Origin of the sequence: Paenibacillus lautus, from assembly GCF_050482385.1 — a bacterium.
GTDB lineage: Bacteria > Bacillota > Bacilli > Paenibacillales > Paenibacillaceae > Paenibacillus_AQ > Paenibacillus_AQ lautus_B.
In genome coordinates this window covers 1-24,515 of the sequence record NZ_JBCNHV010000029.1, presented here as the reverse complement: position 1 = coordinate 24,515, position 24,515 = coordinate 1, and the positions used below count along the sequence as shown (strand labels likewise).

Here is a 24,515-nt window from a genome sequence, read left to right as displayed (position 1 = left end):
TCTTCAGCAAATGAGCTGTTGACCACCCTTTTCTCCTATATGCAAATGGTACTATTCCTCGTACAGGGTCTCCAATTCGTCAATTAATGAGCCAACATAAGCTACCGCTTTGGAGATCGGTTCAGGAGTGGACATATCGACTCCCGCCATTGCCATTAATTCCAGCGGACTCTTGCTGCCTCCGGCTTTGAGGACTTGGAGCCAACGGTCTACAGCCGGTTGTCCTTCCTCGCGAATCATTTGTGCTGCAGCTGTTGATGCAGTCAGTCCTGCGGCATAAGTATATGGATAAAGACCCATATAATAATGCGGTTGCCGCATCCAGGTAAGCTTCGCTCCTTCATCGAGCTCGACCACGTCACCCCAGAAATCGGATAACACGGCACCTTTTAGCTCAGATAGCTTATCTGCGGTAATCGGCTCATCCGCCATCGCATGGCGGTATACCCGTCGCTGCATTTCCGCTTCCAGAAGGTGAGTCACGTAGTTATGGTAGTACGTGCTCAGAAGCTGAAGAATAACAGAGCGCCGCATCCGCTTATCCTCGGATTGACTAAGCAAGTGATCCGCCAGCAGCAGCTCGTTCATCGTTGAAGGCGCTTCGATAAAATACAAGGAAGGACGCGCATTGGTAATACGCTGATGGTTAGCTGCCAGCATCAAATGACCGGCATGCCCGACTTCATGCGCTAACGTAAAGGCATTGCGCATATTGTCCGCCCATGCCATCAGGATATAAGAATGTACTCCGTATACGGAGGAACAGAACGCTCCTGTAGATTTACCCATATTATCGGCATAATCCACCCAGCGCTTGGAGAACGTGGATTTAACGATCTCGCCGTATTCAGGACCCAGAATCGACAAAGCACTGGAAATTGTGGAGCAAGCTTCTTCATAAGTGACGCTTGGATTGAAATCCGTATCCATCGGCGCTTTCAAATCGCAGAACAGCATTTGATCCAGCCCAAGCACACGCTTCTTCAGCTTCATAAGTCTCCGCATATGCGGAGCTAACTCCGTCAGAATGGTATCATGGATATTGTTGTACATCTCCATGGTCACTTGCTGCGGCTTCAGCAGCATGTCCGTTACCGAATCATACCCGCGAAGCCGGGACATCACCACTTGCTTCTTCACTTCGGTGGCATAAGCCTCGGCAAAGGTATGGCGCGATCCCTGCAGTGACTTCGTGAACGAAGCATAGGCTTCGCGTCGAAGCTGCGTATCCTCGGACATTTCGTAAGAATTCTCGTACAGACGGAACGAGACCGGTTTGGTTACGTCATTTACTTGAATATCGTCAAAGGTCATATCCGACAGCTTGCTGCGCAAATAGATGCGGTAAGGGGAACCGAGCACCTCTCCTAGCGATGCTAGCACGCTCTCCGTCTCAGGGCTCAAGCGGTGAGGCTTGGTTTCCAGCAACAATTTCAAGCTTCGGGCATAAGGAACAAGCCCTTCTTCCTTCGTTATGTAATGTTCGACGGCTCCATCTTCGAGATCCAGCAGCTCCGATACAATAAACGTCAGAGAGGATTGGATACGTGAGAGAACATCGCCCGTTTTGGCCGAATTCGCCAAGTTAGCCGGGTTGGTTCCGTCCTCCGATTGCCGTAATCTGGCATACGCTCCAACTTTGCCGATTCTTTCCATCAAAGCTTCCTGTTCATTCAAGCATTCCAGAAGAACAGATGCACCCTCTCCCAGCCTGCCTTTGAATCGTGTCAATTGAGCAGCTTGCGATTCAAGCGCTTTTAACCCCGCTTCGAATTCTTCTTGCGAGGCAAACAAATCATCCAGATTCCAGGTTGCCTCGATTGGAACCTCACTTCGTGTCAGCAACTTCCCCATGGATACAACTCCTCTCGTGTCTTTTACTCTCGTGATTGACGACAGCATTTACTAAATGAATAGCAACTGTATAACAATTCCATCATATCACAGTTTTTCAAGGGACCGTATCCGCTTTTTGGCCTTGACTTGGGACCCTATTTATGGATATAGTTGTTTTATACTCTTATCTAAAGGAGAGATTTTGATGTCGGTGGTCGTTCTTAACTAACCAAATTTCATATGGATCGAAATGTAAAATTTTGGGCATTCCCTGTATGGGGATATGTTTATTTTTTGATGGATTTTCATTTCATCCGTTGAATTAGTTAAGAACTGCGGATATCAATTGAAGCCCCTTTAGGGTTTATTCAGATATGATATGGTCATCCGTGCTGAGTTCAGCACGGATTTTTTGGGTCTCCCCTCTTTTATGCAAAAGGGTTATTTGGAGTTGTCCCATAACGCCATGCCATCGGAATAACGGTCTATGGGCGGAAAGCGAACCTTAGTAGTTCGCTTTCCGCCCTTTTTTGCATTGTATGCCATCCATTTTATAAGTCAAAAGGAGAATGAAGCCCATGAAACCATTCGCATTAAACAAATTGGAGTACGATAGAATACGCACCGAGCTTGAACGCTTTGCCGTATCGTATCTGGGAGTCGAGCATATTCGAAAGATGGCCCCCCTCACTCAGATGAAAGCCATCCGCAATAAACTGAATGAAACGGAAGAAGCCAAAACCCTGCTCCATACCGGAGCTAGCGTCCCTATTCCTTCACTGGAGGGAATAAAAATGGTCCTGGATTTGCTCGGTACCGGCTATGTCCTGTCTGAGCGCGATTTCGGGAATATGGTCCAATATCTGAGAAGCTGCCGCCAGCTCATTCAATATATGGATGCCAAGGACGACATTGCTCCATTGATCAGTTCCTACGCCTCTTCCATGCATGAACTGCGTCCGCTTCTGTCCGAAATCGAACGCAGCATTCACGGCGGACGTGTCGTGGACAGCGCCAGCAAAGATCTGGCAAAAGTCCGCAAAAAAATCATCATGACCGAGGAACGGATCAAGCGTAAGCTCGACAGCCTGATGAGCCGTTACAAAGGGATCATGCAAGAGCATGTCATCAGCAAGCGCGGAGGACGTTACGTGCTGCCCATCAAGAAGGAGCACCGTAAATCCGTGAATGGCTCGATTCTGGATGAATCGGCCAGCGGACAGACCGTATTCATCGAGCCTTCCGACCTGCAGGCACTTCAGATGGAATTAAATCTCCTGCACGCCGATGAAGCCCGGGAAGAAACGAAAGTGTTGAGTGATTTAACCGCACTTGCCGAGCAAAACCAATTCGAACTGAAAACCAATGCCGACATTGTTGGAATCTACGATTACATCATAGCCAGAGGCAAGTACGCCATTTCCATCGGCGGGCGCAATGTGAGCCTGAACCAGGAAGGGTTCATCCATCTAAAATCCGCGGTGCATCCTTTAATCGGCTCCACAATGGTACCGCTGGACTTCACCATCGGGAAACGGTATAAAACCTTGATCATTACAGGACCTAACACCGGCGGCAAAACTTCAGCGCTCAAGACGGTTGGACTCATTACGGTCATGGTTCAATCCGGTCTGCTGGTTCCTGTAGCGGATGGCAGCCATTGCGCCATCTTTGACGAGGTTTCCGTCGATATCGGAGACGGACAGAGCTTGGAGCATGCCCTTAGCACGTTCTCTGCACATATACGCAACATCCGCGACATTTTGCAGACGGCTAGCCGGTCCACGCTGGTACTGCTCGATGAGATGGCGTCCGGAACGGACCCTGGTGAAGGCGTTGGATTGTCGATCGCCATTTTGGAGGAATTGAGTCAACGTCAAGCAACGGTCGTGGTCACCACCCATTTTACCGAAATCAAAAATTTTGCCGAGCGCACAGCCGGCTTTGAGAACGCCCGCATGGAATTTGACGCCGACACACTTGAGCCGCTCTATCGTCTGCGGATCGGTGAAGCCGGTCACAGTTATGCCTTTGTCATTGCCGCGAAGCTGGGTATTCCGGAGTCGATTATAACCAGATCGCGTGAAATCACGGCAGCGGGAGCTGCAAGAGGCGACATGGTCCTTAGACATGATGTTCGCATAGAGCCCGAAGCATGGGCAGAAGAAGCGAGTCTGGTAGAACACGTTAACTTACCCACAGGCGAACAAGATGAGCTAAAGAATGTTCAAGATCATGTAGAGGAAGATGAGAGTTCCCCCTCTTCCCTCTATCAACTTGGCGATCGTGTCTATGTGCCTTATTTGAAACGAAGCGGAACCGTGTATGAAACCATGGACGGCAGAGGAAATATCGGTGTTATGATTCAGAAGGACCGGCTGAAGATTAACCATAAACGGCTGAAGCCTTATATCGCCGCCAAGGATCTTTACCCGGAGGATTATAATCTTGATATTGTTTTTGAGAGCAAAGAGAACCTGAAGAAGCGTAAACTGATGAACCGCAAGCACGTCGAAGGACTGCAGATTGAAACGAAGCCGGAGTAACGAAGCTCTTCGGATGAGTCGCAGGATATCCATAAAGAATCCGCAGGATTTGCGAGGAGAGAGATCACGATGAACATACGTACAGAAACCAAACACGATTATGAGAAGGTCCAGAACCTTCTCATACAGGCTTTTCCCGGACAGGAAGAAGCGCTTCTGGTACAACGGCTGCGGGAAGACAAGGCCTTTCAACGGGAATTGGCCATCCGGCGTATTATCCCCGTTACGGCTTTGTGCAGGCCAGAACCTATGGGATCGACATAACACAATTCACGGTTTCCGATGAAGCGTTCATGGTTGCCTAGCTTCAGCCAGGCGCACTCGACCACCTGCATGGCGAATTCCGTTTCCACTCCGCATTCGAAGATTTGGGGTAAGTCGAGCTGCAAAGTCCATATCATCCGAATAGGTTTGGTCAAGCCGGGCAACCTTGGTGGCATTCAGCTTCTGATATGTTGTACAATAAAGTCTAAATGACTATTTGAAGGATGGTTTTCAACATGTATGTAGCTCAGGATTGGCAAGATTACGAGGTCATCGATACCGGAGGCGGGGAGAAGCTGGAACGCTGGGGCGACGTGATTCTCAGACGTCCGGATCCGCAGATCATATGGCCGATTGAACGTGAAGATGGACAATGGCGCGGTGTTCACGGACACTATCACCGCAGTTCGTCCGGCGGCGGGCAATGGGACATGAAAAAGCAGCTTCCGGACCGGTGGACCATCTCATACGACCAATTGAAATTTCATATTCGACCAACCAATTTTAAACATACCGGTTTGTTTCCGGAGCAGGCAGCCAACTGGCGCTGGATGATGGATAAGATCGCTTCAGCCGGACGTCCGGTCAGCGTGCTGAACCTCTTCGCCTATACCGGAGGAGCAACCGTCGCAGCCGCCTCGGCCGGCGCTCAGGTTGTCCATGTGGATGCTGCCAAGGGGATGGTTCAATGGGCCAAGGAAAACGCGGCATTGTCCGGGCTCGCTGACCGTCCTATCCGTTATATCACGGATGACGTATTTAAATTCGTGCAACGAGAGCAGCGTCGGGGGAACAAATACGATGCGATTATTATGGACCCTCCATCTTATGGCCGCGGACCAAGTGGAGAAACGTGGAAGCTTGAACAAAGCTTATACCCATTTCTAGAAAGCTGCATGAGCATCGTATCGGATAATCCGCTGTTTATGCTGATTAACTCCTATACGACGGGCATCTCCCCTACCGTTCTGAATAACATGCTGACCATGACCATGAAGCCGAAATACGGCGGCATCATCAGTGCGGGTGAAATCGGATTGCCGATTACCCGCTCCGGTATGAACCTGCCATGCGGCATCCTGGGTCGATGGGAGTCCTGATTCGATGAGCAAGCGGGAACCAGCAGCATATCCGGTAGTGCCGATTCTTTTCGAGGATAATCATGTGTTAGGTGTAACCAAGCCGGTAAACATCCCCTCCCAGGAGGATGCTACCGGCGATCCCGACATGCTGACCATTCTGAAACAGGACATTAAGGAGCGCTACAATAAACCGGGCAATGTATTTTTAGGGTTGGTGCATCGGCTGGACCGTCCGGTTGGCGGAGCGATGGTCTTTGCCAAGACCTCCAAAGCCGCATCCCGATTATCGGAAGCCGTCCGCAGTCGCAGCTTCCGCAAGCAGTATGTAGCGGTCGTTCACGGTGTTCCTTCGAAAACTTCAGGCCAGCTCGTGAATATGCTGTACAAGGATGCAAAAACCAACACCGTCCACGTCACCTCTAAAGGTACGGACGGGGCCAAGGAGGCCATTCTGGATTACACCGTGCTCCAAACAGCAGAAGGCTTCAGCCTCGTCCTGATCGAGCTGCACACAGGCAGGCCGCACCAAATCCGTGTACAGTTGAGCCATGCGGGACATCCGCTGTACGGAGATCAGAAGTACGGAAGCAAGGTGAACAAAGCCGGGCAGCAGATTGCCTTATGGTCCGTATTGGTCGGATTTCCGCACCCCGTTACCAAAGAGGAAATCGACATCCGTTCCATGCCGCCATCCGTCTATCCTTGGAGTCTCTTCTCGATGGACAAGCTGGAGGCCACATAACGGTTCTATACAATAGAACTCAAAAAAACGAAATCCATCCTTGGATTTCGTTTTTTTATGCCTCTGTTTCAACGTGGTAAATATTGTAATATTTTATCCCTCTATCATCATATATTCTCCCTTTACTTTTAAGGGAGAATGTCGAAAAATAGTAACCGGAACTGTTTAACATTTTTTAGGTTATTTGTACAATCATGGTATGAACTTCATATTGGAGTTTATATAGATCATGGCTGCCAAGGATGATCCAGGATTGTTCATGAATGGAGGCTTGTCGGTTCGGTCTTTCATGTTTTGAACAGAGCAAGTAATCCTGCAACTCAAGGAGGCTTGATCAGCAACAGAAGTCTGCTGAATTTCAAATTATATATTCAAGGAGGTATTTGTTATGGATCAGGCTCAAAGTCAAACAAATCACCGCTTGCATTTGAAACCGCTGTGGATTTTTTTAGGAAGCACCCTGTTGTTCTTCACCATTATGATCATCACGGCAAGCAGCGTTTCCGCTCATGGTTACATCGAATCACCGGCCAGTCGTGGTTATAAGTGCAAGCTCGGAGAGAACACCAACTGCGGCAGAATCATCTACGAACCGCATTCCCTGGAGGGGAAAGGGAACTTCCCGATCGGCGGACCGGCTGACGGCCAGATTACCGGTGCCGGAATCTTTACCGAGCTGTACGAACAGACGCCTACACGCTGGAGTAAAGTGAACATGAACGGCGGACCGAACACGTTTAAGTGGGTGCTGACCGCGGCCCATGCCACATCTGATTGGAAATATTATATTACGAAAAAAGGCTGGGATTCCAGCAAACCCCTCGCACGCGCAGATCTCGAATTGTTCTGCTCCTTCAATGACGGAGGCAAACAACCGCCGAACACCGTAACCCACACTTGTAACCTACCTACCGACCGCACCGGCTACTATCTGATCCTCGCCGTATGGGAAATCGCCGATACAGGTAACGCCTTCTACAACGTAATCGACGTGAACCTGAATAAGGGCAGCGGGAATCAGGACACGCAAGCTCCAACCGTACCGGGTAACTTGAGAGCCACAGGCGTCACCAGCAGCAGTATTTCGCTCTCCTGGAACGCTTCTACGGATAACGTAGGGGTTACAGGCTATGAAATCTATCAAGGCTCCAATCTAGTAACCACGGTATCTGGATCTACCTTGAACCACACCGTAACCGGTCTGCAAGCATCAACCTCTTATACCTTTACGGTAAAAGCACGCGATGGAGCAGGCAACGTTTCATCGGCGAGCAGTCCGTTAACCATTACCACATCAAATCCCGTCCCAGACACGCAAGCTCCGACGGCCCCTGCCAATTTACGATCTGTCGGTTTTACTTCGACAAGCGTATCACTAGCCTGGAACAATTCCACGGATAACGTCGGGGTAACCGGCTATGAAGTTTATCGGGGCACAACGCTGGTGGCCACGGTATCCGGCAGCACGCTTTCCTATACGGTCAGCGGGTTGACGCCAAACACAGCCTATAGCTTCACCGTTAAAGCTCGTGATGCGGCTGGCAACGTCTCCCCTGCAAGCAATGAGCTGCAGGTTACCACGGCGGACGGCTCCACACCGGAAACTCCGGCTTGGGCACCTAATACTTCATACCAGCAGGGAGCTTTAGTCACATATGGAGGCAATACCTATGAGTGCCGCCAAGCCCACACATCCCTGCCTGGTTGGGAACCCTCCAATGTCCCGGCATTGTGGTTGCTTAAGTAATTCCATTACGTCTTGTGGCACATTCGAAATCGTGGTGTGACCATGATCTTGATGTTCAATAAGATGAAGGTATATGTAACAGCCCCCAAGGTAGCTGCCGTATGTAGCCGCCCAGGGGGCTTCTCTACGTTTGCAACGTAAGCTTTAGCTTCAAGAACTTACGCCTCAACCAGAACTTCCTTTGGAGCTGTATTAATCTTTCCTAATAGATAGATAAGCAGCTGTTGATTATGCGAAGATATACGATTCAGAATGTGGGAAAGGTACTCATCCCTAACCTGTAATCCGCGCGTATATTCCTCTCGCCCTTTATAGGATATCGTCACCCAGACGATCCGTCTGTCATTTTCGTCCCGTTCCCGTTTGATCAATCCATTCTTCTCCATCCGGTCCAATAGCATCGTCACGGCTGCCGGACTTGTGGCCAGGTAAGGAATGAAATCGGAAGGTTTCATTCGCTTCTGCTCAGCAAGCACCTCCAGCACCATCAGTTGCGATTCCGTCAATGTCGGTGCTAATCCGGCTTCCATATGGAGCTTATAGTCCTTGGCCAGCTTGGACCACACCTTGGCGAATTCGGCAGTATGCATGTTTATCCCGTCCCTTCAATTATGTCTGTCATGATCAAACATCGGATACCATCCGTGGATGTTGCACTGTACTTCGGTGAATGGATTTCGTTTGAACCCAAGTCATGATTCCATAATAGTTTATAGGATTAACTTTTCGTGGGTGACCTCCCAATATCCTTCTTTTTTCGTTAAAAAATATAATTTCTAATCAAGCGACAAAACCCGCCACCCCTTATATGACGGCGTTTTTCAAGGTTCACCTTACTTCGACATGGCCGGGCATATGTCAAATAGTATAAATAACAGCTCTCATGTTATGCAACGCAAAATATAGCAAAAGCACCTCGACAAATATCATCGAAGGTGCTTTTCGTCCATCTATCTTACCTAAACTTGAAACTGCCTAAACGAAGGATGTTCCTTCATTCTTGTTTAACTTTCTTTGCCTAACTCCGCATGCGGAAGACTTACCACATCGACAATCTGTCCTTGCTTGCCAACATCGGCAAGCAGCTTGCCTATCGATTTACGTTCCGCGATCGGAATTTTCTCCGTATGAATCAGATAAGCTTGCCCGTCTTCGCTGTACGCCATAATCTGCAGCGGTTCACGGCAATAGAATGCACCGACAATGGCGCTGCCGTTAGGCTTCACCCGCTTGCCTTCCTTGAACTCAAACGTGGCCATTCCTTTTCCGCCGCGGCTTTGCGTCTGGTAATCCAACAGCAAGCTGCGCTTACCATAGCCAAGATCCGTGATGGTCAAAATTTCACCCTCATCGTTCTCCACCCATAACGCTGCAACGACTTCATCCCCGTCACGGAGCTGGATTCCCCGGACCCCGCCGGAAACGCGTCCCATGGCGTTGACTTCCTGCTCATTAAACCGGATGCTCATCCCTTCTTTCGAGATCAGCACAATATCTTTATTGCTATCACTTACGACGACTTGGATAATGCTGTCTTCCGCAGCAACTTTAGCTGCCGCAACAGCGCCAGCCCGCTTGGTGACATACTCCTTGAGCTCTGTGCGCTTCACCTGACCTTTTCGGCTGACGAACACAAGTGATTTACCCTCTTCTTCAAAGTTTGACACCGGAATGACCGAGACGATGTGATCCTCTTTCGGCACCTGAATCACGTTCACAATGGCTGTACCGGCATCTTTCCATTTGTATTCCGGAATCTGGTGAACCGGCAATAAGAAATACTGTCCACGGCTCGTGAATATGAGCAGATTCTCCAGAGTATTGACTTCAAACAGTCGGGTGATGTAATCCCCTTCCTTAACGCCTGAGCTTTCCAGCTCACCGCCGCTTCGGGTGAAGGATAACATGCTGGTACGCTTGATATAGCCTTCATGAGACAGAGTGACGAGCACGTCCTCGGCGTTAACCAGCACTTCCAGATTAACCTTGATCTCTTCCACTTCTTCCTGAATGACCGAACGCCGGTCGATACCGTACTTCTCGCGAATTTCAAGCAGCTCTTTGCGAATGACGGCAATCAGTTTCTTATCGCTGTCCAGTATCGCACGCAAGCCCTCGATTTTCTTCGTCAGCTCGTCCAGCTCTTTTTGCAGGGAATGAATTTCAAGGTTCGTAAGGCGGTATAATTGCAAAGTCAAGATGGAATCGGCTTGTCGCTCCGTGAAACCGAACATCCATTGCAGATTGTTCTGGGCATCCTGGCGATTCTTGGACGCTTTGATCGCCGCAATGACCTCATCCAGGATATTTAAAGCCTTTACCAGGCCTTCCAATACATGCGCCCGATCCTCTGCTTTCTCCAGCTCGTACTGCGTCCGGTGCGTGACAACTTCACGCTGATGCTCGATATAAGCGGATAACATGTCTTTAAGCCCCAGCTGTTGAGGGGTTTTATTCACGATCGCAACCATATTGAAGTTGTACGTAACTTGCAGATCGGTTTTCTTGAACAAATAAGCAAGAATCCCGTTTGCGTCGGCATCCTTCTTCAGCTCAACGACGATGCGAAGTCCTTCCCGTCCGCTCTCATCGCGAACCTCGGCGATGCCCTCAACTTTTTTCTCCAGTCGTATGTTCTCCATAGCGGTAACAAGCCGGGACTTAACAACCTGGTAAGGAATTTCCGTGATGACAATCTGCTGCTTGCCGCCGCGAAGCGATTCAATTTCCGTCTTCGACCGCAGATAAACGCGGCCTTTGCCTGTCCGATAGGCATCCAAAATGCCTTCGCCGCCCATAATGATTCCACTGGTCGGGAAGTCCGGACCTTTGATAAAGGTCATAATTTCAGCCAGCTCAATCTCCGGCTTCTGCATGACAGCAATACAAGCATCGATCACTTCCCGCAGATTGTGAGGCGGGATTTCAGTCGCGAAGCCTGCGGAAATCCCACTAGCTCCGTTCACAAGCAGGTTTGGGTACCGTGAAGGCAGCACAACCGGTTCCTTAGCCGTGTTATCAAAATTATCCTTGAACAGCACGGTCCGCTTCTCGATATCTCGAAGCAGCTCCATGGCAATCGGCGACAATCTGGCCTCGGTATAACGCATTGCTGCTGCAGGATCATCATCCTGGGAACCCCAGTTTCCGTGACCGTCTACAAGCACATGCCCCATCTTCCATGGCTGAGCCATCCGAACCATACCTTCATAAATCGAAGAATCCCCGTGCGGATGGTAATTACCCATGACATCCCCGACCGTTTTCGCCGATTTACGATATGGTTTATCCGGTGTGTTACCCGAATCGTACATGGCATAAAGAATCCGGCGCTGAACGGGTTTCAGGCCGTCACGGACGTCCGGGATCGCCCGGTCCTGAATAATATACTTGGAATACCGGCCAAATCGGTCACCTACGACCTCTTCCAGATAAGCCGGTAAAAATTGCTCCGATAAACTCATTCCTTCACCTTCTATTCCTCAAACTCCGCGAAGTTGACATTTTCTACAATCCACCGCTTGCGAGGGTCTACTTTATCCCCCATCAGCGTAGACACACGACGCTCCGCTTTGGCAGCATCATCGATTTGTACCTGCAGCAATGTCCGTGTTTCCGGGTTCATCGTCGTTTCCCATAATTGCTCCGGGTTCATCTCGCCCAATCCTTTGTATCGCTGAAGCTCATAGTTCTTGAATTCCTTCAAGTAATTAGCCAGCTGCCCTTCTGTCCAAGCATACCGTACCGTCTCCAGCTTTCCGGATTTGCTTGCGATTTTATATAGTGGAGGCTGCGCAAGATAGACGCGGCCTTCATCAATCAGCGGTTTCATGTACCTGTAGAAGAACGTAAGCAGCAGCACCTGAATGTGAGCGCCATCCGTATCCGCATCGGTCATGATGATAATTTTCGAATAATTGCTGTCCCCGGCGGTGAACTCCGTACCGATTCCTGCGCCGATCGCCGCTACAATCGCACGGTATTCATCATTCTTCAGGATATCGGCCAGCTTCGATTTTTCCGGATTCATCGGTTTCCCTTTAAGAGGCAGTATCGCCTGGATTTTCGAATCCCGTCCCTGCTTCGCAGAGCCGCCCGCGGAGTCCCCTTCAACAATAAACAATTCGGTTCTCGTAAAATCCTTGGACTGCGCCGGCGTCAGCTTGCCGCCCAGATTGGAGCTTTCGCTGCGCTTCTTGCCAGTGCGCATCTCATCTCTTGCTTTACGAGCCGCTTCGCGCGCTTTGGAAGCCTGAATAGCCTTCTTCAACAGCGTTTGTGCAATCTGCGGATTCTCCTCAAGGAAGATTTGCATCTTCTCCGTGACAATGCTGTCAACCGCACTGCGCGCAGAGGCGCTTCCGAGTTGGTCCTTGGTCTGGCCGACAAATTCGACCTCTGCCATCTTAACGCTGATGACGGTCATCATGCCTTCCCGAAGATCATTCCCCTCCAGGTTCTTGTCCTTTTCCTTCAAAAGGTTGTTCTTGCGGGCATAATCATTCATGACACGGGTATACGCTGTCTTAAAACCCGTCTCATGCGTACCGCCCCCGCGCGTCGGGATGGAGTTAACGAATGAAGCCAACGTTTCGGTATAGCCTGCATTATATTGAAGGGCGATTTCAACTTCGATATCATCCTTCTCCGCATAAAAATGGATCACATCATGCAGCACATCCTTGCCTTCATTCAAGAACTGGACGAACTGGCTTGCGCCACCTTCATAGAAAAACTCTTCCCCATTACCGCTGCGCTCGTCTTTCAATACAATCCGAAGCCCGGAGTTCAGGAAGGCAATTTCCTGTAAGCGCTCTGCAAGTGTGTCGTAGTTCAGGTGCGTTCCCGTGGTAAACACGCGTGCATCCGGTTTAAATGTAATCTTCGTGCCGGTTTTGTTCGTATTACCAAGCACTTCAAGGCCCGTTACCGGTTCCCCGACATGCTCTTTTCCTTTTTTGTCCTGCCAGTATTCAAACCGTTGGCGGTGAATTTTACCGTCACGGTAAATTTCCACCTCCAGCCACTCGGACAGCGCATTGGTCACAGATGCGCCAACGCCGTGAAGACCGCCGGACTTCTTATATCCGGAACCACCGAATTTACCGCCGGCATGCAAAATCGTAAATACAACCTGCGGGGTGGGGATGCCTGTCTTGTGCATTCCGGTTGGAATACCTCGTCCGTTATCGTATACCGTCGCGGACCCATCTTTATGCAATGTAATTTCAATTCTCGAGCAGTACTTGGCCAAATGCTCGTCTACGGCGTTGTCCACAATTTCCCATACCAGATGATGCAAGCCTGACGAGCTTGTGCTCCCTATGTACATGCCTGGCCGTTTGCGAACCGCAACGAGACCTTCGAGCACTTGAATGTCGTCAGCATCGTATCCTGAACGGTTGTTACCGCCGTTCTTCGATGACTCTGCAAACATATCGATCTGTTCGACCATTCATGCTCCTCCTTCAATTTCACGTATCTAGTGTATTTCTATTTCTACATTTCAATATTTTAGAAGAACGCTGTTCTCTAAAAAATGCAAACAAATGTTTCATGCTTTGTCCATTTTAATTCAAGATATCCCTTCTCGTAAAGACACTGAATGAAACAATAACCGCACAAATTGCCCAGAGGGCCAATACGGCAAGGGAAAAATTCAAAGTCATCCCCTCAATTGGCGGCAAATTGCCGGCTAAATAATTGGTTAAATTCAGGTTTACCATGAACAAATATTTCGCGCTGCTCCACGCCGATGCCATATTCGTCAGAATATTTCCGGCAATTAATGCCGCCATCATAATCACAATGCTCGCCGCTGTACTTCGAACCAGCACGGACACCATAAAGGCCAGCATACCAACACATACGCCGACAAACCACACCAATCCGCCCTGCATCAGCAAATACTTCCACTGAGGAACAGCATGAACACCGGACATATCCACATCAGAACCAACAATTTGGAATCCCGTGAATACCGGTATGTCAAACCCCTTGTATCCGAAGGCAAGACCGGAGATCAGATAGGCTATGACAAAGGTGGACACGACAATAAGAGACGTAAACATGATCAAGGCGATCAGTTTACTCAGCAGCACCTTCCATCGCTTCACAGGCCTTGTCAGCAGCATCTTGATGGTCCCAGTCGTCCGTTCGCCGGAGACAATATCCGAAGCGATGGCCATAATGAGCAGCGGGATAAACAGGGATATCGCATTATTCAAAAATTCCCGTGTGAACGTAACCCCGTTTGGTTGATTAGGATTCACATCATGCTGCAAATAATACTGCATTTGCTGAATAAAGATTTGCCTGTATCGTTTCCATTCGTCCGGTACCCTGTCACTGCTAAGTGAATTCTCATTATCCGTGATTCGCTGCTGAAGCTCAAGCCGCCAGTCACTGTTGAACTTGTCCCGGCTCCGTTCAGCCGACTTCATCTGGGCATAGGTAAACATGGGAACCAGAACAAGAAGAACGAGCAGGACAACATAGAACCGCTTTCGTTTGATAATTTTGATACACTCGTTCTTGATCAGGGGCAACAGGTTACTCAATGCTCTCACCCTCCGTCATCTGCAGGAATAGCTGCTCCAGCGTAGGATTGATCCGATGAACCTCCCGGACCTGTACTCCCGCCGCTACCAGCCGTTCCACAGCTCTAGACGTGTATGTAGTGCTCATACGAGTCACAATAGCGTCCGAAGACATGCCTGCAAGCAAATTATCGTCAAGCACCTCCTCAGGGCGGTCGACAATTTGGCAATAATCCAGCTTTTGCAATATTCGTTTCCCTTGCACGGCAGGATTTAGATCCCAGATGACATGATCACTGCTGCCGGCAATCAATTCCTCGACCTCGCCAACCGCAAGCACTCTTCCGCTGCTGATGATCGCCACGCGATTGCATAACAGCTGAATTTCGCTCAGCAGATGGCTGGAGACAAAAACAGCCAGCCCTTTTTCCGCTAATTGGTGTATGAACTGCCGCATCTCTTTGATCCCTTTGGGATCAAGACCGTTTGTCGGCTCGTCCAGAATGAGCAGCCTCGGTCTGCCGAGCAGGGCCTGGGCTATCCCGAGCCGCTGCCGCATTCCCAGTGAATATGTGCTCACCTTGTCATGAATTCTTCGATCCAATCTCACCGTATCCACAACTTCTTGTATTCGCTGTTGGTCAATGCCGGGCTGCATTCGTGCAAAATGCTCAAGATTTTCCCATCCCGTCATATACGAATACATTTCCGGATTCTCCACGATGGACCCAATATAACGCAGCGCCTGCTCCTGCTGGCGGTTCACATCATAACCGCAGACCTCGATCCTGCCGGAGGACGGTTTAATCAGGTCCACAAGCATGCGGATCGTGGTCGTTTTTCCTGCCCCGTTGGGCCCCAGGAACCCGAAAATTTCGCCTGCGCGCACGTCGAATGACACATCATGTATAATCCATTTTCGACCGATTTTCTTTTTCACATGCTGGACAGATAGTACGATTTCTTGAGCTTGTTCATTCATCGAGTTCCAACTCCCCATATGACATCCTCATCATGCCTACAGCATACCCTCTACAATTCGATCCGCTATCGCCTGATATCCTGCCCCGTTCGGATGAAAATGGTCCGAGGACAGATACTCGTCCAGCTTGTGCTGAAACAGATCGAACGTGGGGACCAATGTCATATTGGGATCCCGGTTCACGATTTCCATGACCGCATGATTCCATGCAGAGACCACAATATTGCCGGGTATCAACAAGTCTTCCAAATCGGAAAAAGGATGATACAGACCGATATAAACGATTCGCGCATCCGGATTAATGAGGCGAATTTTCTCCAGAATCGCCTGCAGGCGTTCAGATGCCTGCGGCAATGCAGCCATCAGCTTAGCAGGTTCGAGCTCCAACTCATCGGAATCCGCCGCCCCTTCCATCAGCCCACTGCCTTGAAAGATATCATTGCCTCCAATCGAAAGCATAATGACATTGGCTTGCTTCAAGGCATACTGTATTCCCTTGTCGTCCAGCTTGGGAAGGAGTCCTTCGGTAGTCATTCCGTTTATGGCCAGATTCGCCAGCAGGCTCGCTGTTCGTCCATCGCCATTTAATTGATCCACGCTTCGGCGGACAAACCCGCTCCCGGTATTATCCCCCGTTCCCTTGGCCAGTGAATCTCCAATCGCAGCTACCTTTAAATCATTCGGCAAAACCGTTTGTAACGGAGCGCTCTCCGGCTTCTTCGGCGCTGTCTTTTCTTCGGACGCCTCGGATCCCTCACCAGTCAGCAAGGGCTGTCCTTGCGGATCATTAATATCCTTAAACGCATACACAAAACCAAGAATAAGCACAATCGTTACTATAACCGACACGGAGGCAGTGATTCGCCATATCCATGCAGATGATTTCATGACATTCCCCCTACAAAATTCCTCATGTACATTACCTTAAGACTTCTATAAAAAATTTGCAAATCAAAACACGCAAAGAAGGCTGCCCCGGACGCAGACTTTCGATGCGTGACCGGGGCAGCCCTTTTCATATGAAACAAGATAAGTGCTTATTCACTGATGAATTCTTGAACCCAATACCCGTTGTAATATCCAACACCGATTTTGGTGAAGTTCGGAGACAGAATATTTTCACGGTGACCTTGGCTATTCATCCAGGAGTTCATGACTTCCTGTGGTGTACGTTGCCCTTTAGCAATATTCTCACCGGCATAGCCGTATGAAATACCGTAAGCTTTCATCATATCAAACGGAGAACCATGCGTCGGTGAAGTGTGGCTGAAATAATTGTTATCACTCATATCCTTCGCTTTATCCAGCGCCACGGTTGTCAGCTTAGCATGAACCGTTAGCGGCTTCAGACCTGCATTCGCACGTTCTTTGTTCACCAATGTGACAACTTCGGAAGCAAAATTCGATTTTTCCGTTGTACCCGCAGATTCGGAAGGCTGGGACGGTGTTGTAGATGGAGTGCTGGTCTCAGGCTTACTTGTTTCCGGTTTGCTGGTTTCAGGTTGAGTCGTTTCTGGTTGAGTCGTTTCTGGTTGAGTCGTTTCTGGCTTGCTTGCCTCTGGCTTGCTTGCTTCAGGAGTTTCAGCAGCTGGCTTGTCTGTCTGCGGTTTTTCCGTTTGCGGCTGCTGAACCACACATTTAAACTGTGATTCCAAGCCTTGGCTCTTCAGGAATTCCTGGATCTTTTGCTGCCAGTTTACATAATTATCGTTCTCAGCAGGTGCGGCAGACGCCGTAGTTGGAAGCATAATGCCAACAGCCAGTACAGCAGCGATGCTGCCGCCTGCGATTTTCTTTATCCAATGGTTGTTCATGAATGCTCATCTCCTATGCTCGTAGTTGTAGAGTTTATCTGACCGTCCATTCTGCGGTGTGAATTTCTAGGGTGCTGGACGATCAAACATTAGTTACATTTTTGTAATCTCGTACGAACACATTGTAACACATTTGATATCTTCGGCAATCCTACAATTGTTGGAAAAGCGTCCTTGAATTCCTACCTACCTATATAAAAGAGCGCCTGTTGGCTCAAGCCCCAGACCATATGTAGTGATAGATTCCTTATTAAAAGCGATGAATCGTTTCCTATTAACGGTAGTCCTCTAATCGAGTTTCTGGCCAAACAAGAAAAAACCCATCCCAAAAAATGGGATGGGTTAATGAAAAGACCAAGACTACAGCTTTTTACTAAACTGATATCCAGCCTTTTCAAATCCAATATGCTCATAAAATGCATGTGCGGGAGCAAGTTCTTCCCGGTTTCCGCTTGTGAGAAACAAGAGGTGGCTACCATGCTGTCTTCCCCATGTCTCTGCACCGCGAATCAATCTTTTGCCAATCCCTTGGCCGCGGCAGCTTGAGGTTACAATAACCGAAGTAATTTGAGTGACCGGTTCGGTCATAGTGAAGGATTTGACTTGACGAAGCATGATCATACCAACAACAACACCATCAACCTCAGCAATCAGATTGCCGTATAATGGATTGTCGTTCATGGCTTCCATCCGTTCCCGCATGACATTCAGCGTGGTCGGATAATTCAGTTCGCGCATCAAGGATGTGACAGCTTCCAAATCATTCTTCTCAAAGTTTCGAATCAGCAGTGCAGGCGCAGATAATACGCTTTCGATGCTCATTATACCCTCATGCTTCCCTTCTTCTATGAATTCTGAGTAAACTCTACTTCTATTTTGTAAGTTTATGAAGAAGATTGCAAGTATCAAGCGACATTTTTTTTACATTTGTGTCGGTTTTGTTAAACCTTTGTTAAGTCGTTTTTACAAAAATCGGTATTGTGCTTCAATCAGCCCATGGTACGTTCCCTGCTTCTGCATAAGCTGGCTGTGATTTCCTTCTTCGATAATCTTGCCATGATCCAGCACGACGATATGATCGGCATGGCGGATCGTTGACAAACGATGGGCTACGATGAAGGAGGTTCGGCCCTGAAGCAGCACTTTAAGAGCTTCCTGAATTTTCAACTCTGTCTCGGTATCGATACTCGCCGTTGCTTCATCCAGGATCAGAATCCGCGGATCGGCAAGGAGCGCTCTGGCAAAGGACAGCAGCTGCCGCTGGCCCATGGACAGCATATTCCCGCGTTCCTCAACCTCCGTATCGTAACCGCCCGGCATCTGGACAATAAATTCATGTGCGCCGACTGCCTTGGCTACATCCTCTATCTCCTCATTGGTCGCATCCAGACGGCCAAACCGGATATTATCCCGAATCGTTCCGGAGAATATAAAGGTATCCTGCAGCACGATGCCAATCTGGTTTCGAAGACTTTCAACCGTTACCGATTGGATATCGTATCCGTCGATGGTTAATTTACCTTCGGTAATATCATAGAATCGGCTGAGCAGATTAATGATAGTACTCTTGCCTGATCCGGTATGACCGACCAGCGCAATCGACTGTCCTGCCTTCACGTCCAGATTGATGCCTTTGAGAGCTTGGCGTCCTTTTTCGTATTCAAACACCACATTCTCCAGCTTGATGTCCCCTTTAATCGTCGGCAATTTCTTCGCCCCAGGCTGATCATCAATGCTTGGCTTCTCGTCAATAAATTCAAAAATACGTTCAGAGGAAGCCATGGCGACAAGCAATTGATTATACATTTGGCCAAGCCGATTGATCGGCTCCCAGAAGTTCCCTACATATTGGGTAAAGGCAATTAACAGACCGATGGTAAGCTCGCCTTGTTGGATCAACACGGCACCAAGCCAGAACAAGATCAGTGAACCAAAACCACCGGTAATTTCGATAAGAGGCCCGAACCCTTGGTTCATGGCAGACGCCTTATCCCAGGACTTTTTGCTGTCCATGTTCATGTTGTCAAAGAACTTCATATTCTCTTCTTCTTGTGTGTAAGCTTGGGTCACACGGATCCCCTGAATCGATTCATTCAAGTGGGAGTTAATCCGCGAGTTCCGAATCCGCACATCCTGCCATGCACGCCGGATGCGTACACGGAGTTTAGTCGAAATGAAGAACATAATCGGTACCGTGACAATAACAGCAAGACCGAGCTTCCAGTTTATTAATAGAAGAATGACCACAATACCTACAAGCTGCACGCAGTCGATGATCAGGTTGACAACCCCGTTAGTAAACAAATCCTGCAGGGAGTTAACATCATTCGTAACCCGGACCAGCACAGATCCAGCCGGACGCTTATCGAAGAAATTAAAGGACAAGCGCTGAATGTGCTGGAACAGATCGGCTCGCAGGTCATAAATGACCCGCTGACCGATGATATTCGTAAACTTGATACGGAATATCCCGGCAACCCATTGAATGATATACATCGCCAGAACCGCGATGGTAATCTGATACAACAAGGTCAGACTTGGATTCCCATTCTTCGGTTCGATGGCTTGGTCAATGGCCAAACTGGTCAAGAACGGAATGGCCAGCTTCGTAATAGTACCGATGACCATCATGAGCCCGATCAAAGGGAGGATCTGTTTCGCGTATGGTTTCATATACGAGATCAGACGTGTCAGCTGCATCCAGTTAAACGGTTTCTCAATCGCATCGTCGTCCTTGTATACAAAACGTTCATTGGTTTCTTCCGAGGGCTTCCGCGGCCTCGGAATCTTTTGCTTCTGATGCGGTTCAGTATTTACATTGGCGTTCATGCTTGCACCTGCCCTTGCTTACCTCCTGCTTGAGCTTGCTTCGCAATAAGGTCCGCATATTGTATTTTGTATACATCCTGGTAAGGCCCCGGCACCGCAATCAATTCGTTATGCTTGCCGCGCTGTACGACTTTTCCTTCATCCAGGACGAGAATTTCATCCGCATGACGCAAGGAAGAGATCCGGTGAGCGATAATAAAAGTCGTTCTGCCGTTCATGACTTCCTGGAAGCCGGACTGAATTTCATGCTCGGTTTCCATATCCACTGCACTGGTGGCATCATCCAGGATCAGGATTTTCGGATCTTTCAGAAGGGCACGTGCAATCGCAATCCGCTGCTTCTGTCCGCCAGAGAGTCCCATCCCCCGTTCACCGACAATGGTATCGTAACCATCCTTCATTTCCATAATAAAGTCATGGGCTTTGGCCAGCTTAGCAACACGGATGATTTCTTCCATGCTAACGTCCTTCATGCCGTAAGAAATATTGTTGCGGATACTGGACGAGAACAAGAAGGTCTCCTGGAAGACCGTGGCAATCTGACTGCGCAGACTCCGGATCTTAATATCATTAATGTTCATGCCGTCTAGTTTGATGCTGCCCTGATTCACATTGTAGGCATGCATCAAGAGCTGAATAATGGTCGACTTACCGGACCCCGTTCCCCCAAGCAAACCGATTACGGAGCCGGGACGAGCATCCAGATTAATATCTTTGACGGCTGCCATCTTGTTACCGTAAGCAAAGGTGACATTATCAAATACGACATGACCCTTCACCTCGTTTGGCACCAAATCTACCGCACGCTCACGGTCTTCGACATCAATCGGCTGATTCAGCAGCTCCAGCACCCGTTCACCCGATGCCTTGGACTGCGTGTAGTTATTAATGTGAAACCCGATTCCCCAAAGTGGGCCGATTATGTACCAGATCAAAGTGAAGAAAGCTGCCAGTTCCCCTACCGTCATGGAACCTTGGATAACCATCCCTCCGCCGATGGCAAGCAAAATGACGACACTGATATTCGCAAAGAGCTCCATCATCGGAAAGTAACGTGCCCATAGTGAAGAGGCAAAAATCTGGTTGGTTTTGTAACGCTCATTCCGTTCAGAGAATTTCTCCACTTCGTGCGGCTCGCGAGCAAAAGACTTAACGGTGCGAACACCCGTAATATTCTCCTGAACCGCGGTCGTCAGCGAGCTCAGCGCGAGACGCATTTCCTGGAAAGCCGGATGGATCTTGGATTCGAACTTCAGAGCAGCCACAACCAAGAATGGCATCGCTACCAAAGTAACCAGCGTCAATTGCCAGCTGATGGTAAACATCATGATGGAACCAAAGGTTATCATCAGTACTAAATTGAGAAGTTGGGCAAAACCGAAGCCGATAAACATCCGGATTGCTTCCAAATCCCCGGTAAGCCGTGACATCAAATCCCCTGTCCGTGCCGTGTCATAATAGCGGAACGATAGAAATTGCAATTTTTCATAGCAGGCGTTTCGTAACGAGTATGCCAGGTAGTTACCCAGCCTCCCCCCAAAATAACCGTGCAGAAACTGCATCGAAGCTTTAAGAATGACCACACCCAGCACAGTGAGCGCCAGCTGCGGTACGATGCCGTAATTCTCCAGCTTGATTGCATCGTCAATCAGCACCTTCAACAGCTGCGGATAGACAAGTCCTAAAGCGGTTGCAATCGCCAGACACAGCATGGAAAGAAAAAGATAACTTCGTTTCTCCCAAAAGAAGCCCTGCAGTTGCCTGAGAACATTCATGTTTATCCTCCTTTGGATTATTTTCGTTCAGGTTATGTAGCATTTATGAAGTTTATCATCGAGCTGAACCCGCGGCAAAGAGGGAAAACCGTCATAAATGAGCCAAAAGGACCTAAAGGGGGCAAATAGTAGAACTTATCTTTGTTTCATAATGAAATCATCGGGAATTCTCATTAATACTAGGGGATATAATCACATTGTCAGTCCCTTCAACCATCAGGCTTCATCCACTCTTTTCGACTTTTTTGAACATGCTTACAAAAGGGTAATATCCTAAGCTGATTTCATCCTAGTGAAGAACGTTGTAGCGGATTAAAATACGTCATACCATCCTCTTGACCTTCTTCAGCCCGGATAAGCATAGGAAAAAAGGCGCCCCGCCATGATGGCATAGGGGACGCCTTTGCATAAAATCAGCCATTACCGAGCTGCCTGAATCATAACCTCCAGTTCATCTGCCAGCTTACTCCACATCAACGGAGATTGACCGTCCCGCAGCGAACCGAGGATGGCAGCCATGGATTCCTTCAGCTGTTCCTCCAACACAGATCCATGATGCTGCAATGAACGCTCACTCATCCGAACATAGTGGTCCATCAACTGCTCTTCCCGAATGCTCACCACACTCGCGACAGCTTCCTTCACCTTCGGCTCAGCCGCTTCACGAAGCTTGGAGCTTCCACTACCCTCAAAGAAATGTTTCGGGTTCTTAAAGGTCGACCAGAAGGACAACCAATCCCCCTGTATTTGCAATTCCGTTTCTTCCAGCTCCGGCGGTGACCAGTCCTTATCCCGCCGGATAGCAAGAGACAAACCCTCGGCCATACCGTTGATATCCGCTGCTGCTTTAAACGCTGCTTCTTCGGTTAATTTGCGACCGGCCATCTCTAATCGAAGCGTTGTGGCCCATAACTCCTGATCCAGCTCCAAGGATATCGTCCGCATCAAATCGCGTCCGCAAGCCGCAAAGGCCGACTTCAGGTGACCTGCATCCTCCCGGAGCACGGAAGGATTAAACGACTCCTGAAAGAAACGGTTCATGGCATAATCCAGCCGCTGCCGTACATGAAACAGCAATTCGCTGCTTTCCTGCGCGATATCGCGAGACATGTTAATCTCCGTTAAAGCCACAAGGCGGGATAAGGCTTGTTGATGAACCTCTTCCAGCTCCACGATTTTACGCTCACGTGAGGTCTCATCCTGGGCTGCCATATCGGCCCAAGCCCTGATTCGATCCCTCACCGAAGCCAGTTCATCATAACCCGCGCGCTCGGAAAGCCTTGGCAGCTCTTCAACCGCAAATTGACTAAGCGCTCCTTCGAATACAGGGAACCCCGATTCCTTCAATTTTGCTTCATCCCCATACAGCTTACTATCCAGCGCCGCCAGACTGGAAACAGGGAAGATATGCGGGCTGCCTACTCCACTGGATGTCAGGTTGGTACGAACATGCTTCACCACCTCATCCAGCTCCTCTTCGGATTGTGCAAGGTCTGCGGCATTGACGATAAAAAACATTTTATCCAGCGCAAAACTGTCTTTAACTCTGCCTAACTGGGACAGGAATTGATGATCCGCTTTGGAGAAGGCATGGTTGTAATACGTTACGTATACGATCGCATCCGCATTCTTAATATAATTAAACGTTACGCCCGTATGCCGGGCATGCAGGGAATCGGCTCCAGGCGTATCCACCAGCACGATTCCTTGCTCTGTCATCGGACAGCTGTAATACAGATCAATCCCATCGACAAAACAGGATTTGGTTTCGTCCGCCACATAGCCACGATATTCCGTCAATTCTACTGTTTCTGTCGTACCCAGTTTGGACTCCATCACATCAAAGCCCGCAGCGGCGGCCTTCAGAAACCCGTAATGCGGCAAGCCTGCCGGGTGAATACCGGCCGGATTCAAATCTTCAGCCGCGTCTCGCCAATTCCCCGGATTCGGTTCTTGGAGACCCAGCACGCTGAAGGAGTACTTCAGATCGTCCCACCACATATCGCGGCTCTTCATGCGCACGGACGCGGTACCATGGGCATTCCCTTCAGCCGGTGCCAGAATCCGATTCACCGCCGCCGTTGTCGGGTGCGGAGACACCGGCAAGACCGATTCGCCAAGCAGTGCGTTGGCGAAGGAGGACTTCCCGGCGCTGAACGCGCCGAACAGCGCCAACGTGAACGAGCCGCCCGCAAGCGCATCCGCGCGGGCGGTCAGATCCCGCGCGGCCGATGCCAGCGCGGGGTGCGGCGCCAGCACCGCAGCCGCTGCGCGCAGCTCGGCTGCCGCGGCATCCAGCCGCTGGCGCCGCTGCGGTGCCGCCGCCTGCGCCCCTGCGGGGCGGGGCGCCGTGCACCCG

The 24,515-nt window shown here is 49.4% G+C and carries 17 protein-coding genes; 5 read left to right on the top strand and 12 right to left on the bottom strand.

All coding sequences use genetic code 11. From position 1 onward, the window contains the following. Nucleotides 1-51: 51 nt before the first annotated feature. Nucleotides 52-1,854 carry an oligoendopeptidase F gene (pepF, locus tag ABEW73_RS29840; RefSeq protein ID WP_430165574.1) on the bottom strand — a complete coding sequence of 601 codons (1,803 nt, stop codon included), beginning with the start codon at nt 1,852-1,854 and terminating at the stop codon, nt 52-54. A gap of 560 nt (nt 1,855-2,414) precedes the next feature. Between pepF and ABEW73_RS29835 the strand changes: the two genes are divergently transcribed. The 5 genes from ABEW73_RS29835 to ABEW73_RS29815 all read left to right on the top strand — a co-directional run bounded on the left by ABEW73_RS29835 (nt 2,415) and on the right by ABEW73_RS29815 (nt 8,217). Then, nucleotides 2,415-4,382 (top strand): endonuclease MutS2, encoded by a 1,968-nt coding sequence (locus ABEW73_RS29835; protein ID WP_430165577.1) that lies wholly within the window; start codon nt 2,415-2,417, stop codon nt 4,380-4,382. A gap of 69 nt (nt 4,383-4,451) precedes the next feature. After that, complete coding sequence (locus ABEW73_RS29830; protein WP_430165580.1) at nt 4,452-4,646, top strand: hypothetical protein; 195 nt, start codon at nt 4,452-4,454, stop codon at nt 4,644-4,646. A 236-nt stretch (nt 4,647-4,882) separates the two neighbouring features. After that, nucleotides 4,883-5,746 carry a class I SAM-dependent methyltransferase gene (locus tag ABEW73_RS29825; protein ID WP_430165583.1) on the top strand — a complete coding sequence of 288 codons (864 nt, stop codon included), beginning with the start codon at nt 4,883-4,885 and terminating at the stop codon, nt 5,744-5,746. Nucleotides 5,747-5,750: 4 nt separating this feature from the next. Next, nucleotides 5,751-6,470, top strand: a complete 720-nt coding sequence (locus tag ABEW73_RS29820) for an RluA family pseudouridine synthase (protein WP_430165586.1) — start codon at nt 5,751-5,753, stop codon at nt 6,468-6,470. A gap of 388 nt (nt 6,471-6,858) precedes the next feature. Then, nucleotides 6,859-8,217 carry a lytic polysaccharide monooxygenase gene (locus ABEW73_RS29815; RefSeq protein WP_430165589.1) on the top strand — a complete coding sequence of 453 codons (1,359 nt, stop codon included), beginning with the start codon at nt 6,859-6,861 and terminating at the stop codon, nt 8,215-8,217. A gap of 158 nt (nt 8,218-8,375) precedes the next feature. On the opposite strand, the gene ABEW73_RS29810 is transcribed toward ABEW73_RS29815, so the two are convergent. The 11 genes from ABEW73_RS29810 to ABEW73_RS29760 all read right to left on the bottom strand — a co-directional run. After that, a complete protein-coding gene (locus ABEW73_RS29810) occupies nt 8,376-8,807 on the bottom strand; it encodes a MarR family transcriptional regulator (protein WP_430165592.1) in 432 nt (143 codons plus the stop codon). Between the two features lie 414 nt (nt 8,808-9,221). Then, the gene (gene gyrA / locus ABEW73_RS29805) at nt 9,222-11,681 is read right to left on the bottom strand and encodes a DNA gyrase subunit A (RefSeq protein ID WP_430165595.1); all 2,460 of its coding nucleotides are present in this window, start codon (nt 11,679-11,681) and stop codon (nt 9,222-9,224) included. Between the two features lie 11 nt (nt 11,682-11,692). Then, nucleotides 11,693-13,672: a DNA topoisomerase IV subunit B gene (gene parE, locus ABEW73_RS29800; RefSeq protein ID WP_098743121.1), complete on the bottom strand. Its 1,980-nt coding sequence runs from the start codon at nt 13,670-13,672 to the stop codon at nt 11,693-11,695. A gap of 115 nt (nt 13,673-13,787) precedes the next feature. Further along, entirely contained in the window at nt 13,788-14,777 is a 990-nt protein-coding gene (locus ABEW73_RS29795) for an ABC transporter permease (RefSeq protein WP_430165598.1), read from the bottom strand. Further along, nucleotides 14,770-15,738 carry an ABC transporter ATP-binding protein gene (locus ABEW73_RS29790; RefSeq protein ID WP_430165601.1) on the bottom strand — a complete coding sequence of 323 codons (969 nt, stop codon included), beginning with the start codon at nt 15,736-15,738 and terminating at the stop codon, nt 14,770-14,772. The genes ABEW73_RS29795 and ABEW73_RS29790 overlap by 8 nt, the downstream gene beginning before the upstream one ends. 36 nt (nt 15,739-15,774) lie before the next feature. After that, nucleotides 15,775-16,626, bottom strand: coding sequence for a GDSL-type esterase/lipase family protein (locus ABEW73_RS29785; protein ID WP_430165604.1), 852 nt, complete (start codon nt 16,624-16,626; stop codon nt 15,775-15,777). A 149-nt stretch (nt 16,627-16,775) separates the two neighbouring features. Continuing rightward, the gene (locus ABEW73_RS29780) at nt 16,776-17,552 is read right to left on the bottom strand and encodes a CAP domain-containing protein (protein WP_430165607.1); all 777 of its coding nucleotides are present in this window, start codon (nt 17,550-17,552) and stop codon (nt 16,776-16,778) included. A 360-nt stretch (nt 17,553-17,912) separates the two neighbouring features. After that, entirely contained in the window at nt 17,913-18,374 is a 462-nt protein-coding gene (locus tag ABEW73_RS29775; protein ID WP_053493894.1) for a GNAT family N-acetyltransferase, read from the bottom strand. 141 nt (nt 18,375-18,515) lie between these two features. After that, entirely contained in the window at nt 18,516-20,381 is a 1,866-nt protein-coding gene (locus ABEW73_RS29770) for an ABC transporter ATP-binding protein (RefSeq protein WP_430165610.1), read from the bottom strand. Then, nucleotides 20,378-22,156, bottom strand: a complete 1,779-nt coding sequence (locus ABEW73_RS29765; protein ID WP_430165613.1) for an ABC transporter ATP-binding protein — start codon at nt 22,154-22,156, stop codon at nt 20,378-20,380. The genes ABEW73_RS29770 and ABEW73_RS29765 overlap by 4 nt, the downstream gene beginning before the upstream one ends. Nucleotides 22,157-22,576: 420 nt before the next feature. Further along, on the bottom strand, nt 22,577-24,515 hold a 1,939-nt coding region (locus tag ABEW73_RS29760; RefSeq protein WP_430206417.1), incomplete at its 5' end, for a dynamin family protein.

Bases quoted from the DNA above. Each gene is read 5' to 3' on its own strand.
- pepF (WP_430165574.1), bottom strand. From the start codon at position 1,854: ATGGGGAAGTTGCTGACACGAAGTGAGGTTCCAATCGAGGCAACCTGG.
- ABEW73_RS29835 (WP_430165577.1), top strand. From the start codon at position 2,415: ATGAAACCATTCGCATTAAACAAATTGGAGTACGATAGAATACGCACC.
- ABEW73_RS29830 (WP_430165580.1), top strand. From the start codon at position 4,452: ATGAACATACGTACAGAAACCAAACACGATTATGAGAAGGTCCAGAAC.
- ABEW73_RS29825 (WP_430165583.1), top strand. From the start codon at position 4,883: ATGTATGTAGCTCAGGATTGGCAAGATTACGAGGTCATCGATACCGGA.
- ABEW73_RS29820 (WP_430165586.1), top strand. From the start codon at position 5,751: ATGAGCAAGCGGGAACCAGCAGCATATCCGGTAGTGCCGATTCTTTTC.
- ABEW73_RS29815 (WP_430165589.1), top strand. From the start codon at position 6,859: ATGGATCAGGCTCAAAGTCAAACAAATCACCGCTTGCATTTGAAACCG.
- ABEW73_RS29810 (WP_430165592.1), bottom strand. From the start codon at position 8,807: ATGCATACTGCCGAATTCGCCAAGGTGTGGTCCAAGCTGGCCAAGGAC.
- gyrA (WP_430165595.1), bottom strand. From the start codon at position 11,681: ATGAGTTTATCGGAGCAATTTTTACCGGCTTATCTGGAAGAGGTCGTA.
- parE (WP_098743121.1), bottom strand. From the start codon at position 13,672: ATGGTCGAACAGATCGATATGTTTGCAGAGTCATCGAAGAACGGCGGT.
- ABEW73_RS29790 (WP_430165601.1), bottom strand. From the start codon at position 15,738: ATGAATGAACAAGCTCAAGAAATCGTACTATCTGTCCAGCATGTGAAA.
- ABEW73_RS29785 (WP_430165604.1), bottom strand. From the start codon at position 16,626: ATGAAATCATCTGCATGGATATGGCGAATCACTGCCTCCGTGTCGGTT.
- ABEW73_RS29780 (WP_430165607.1), bottom strand. From the start codon at position 17,552: ATGAACAACCATTGGATAAAGAAAATCGCAGGCGGCAGCATCGCTGCT.
- ABEW73_RS29775 (WP_053493894.1), bottom strand. From the start codon at position 18,374: ATGAGCATCGAAAGCGTATTATCTGCGCCTGCACTGCTGATTCGAAAC.
- ABEW73_RS29770 (WP_430165610.1), bottom strand. From the start codon at position 20,381: ATGAACGCCAATGTAAATACTGAACCGCATCAGAAGCAAAAGATTCCG.
- ABEW73_RS29765 (WP_430165613.1), bottom strand. From the start codon at position 22,156: ATGAATGTTCTCAGGCAACTGCAGGGCTTCTTTTGGGAGAAACGAAGT.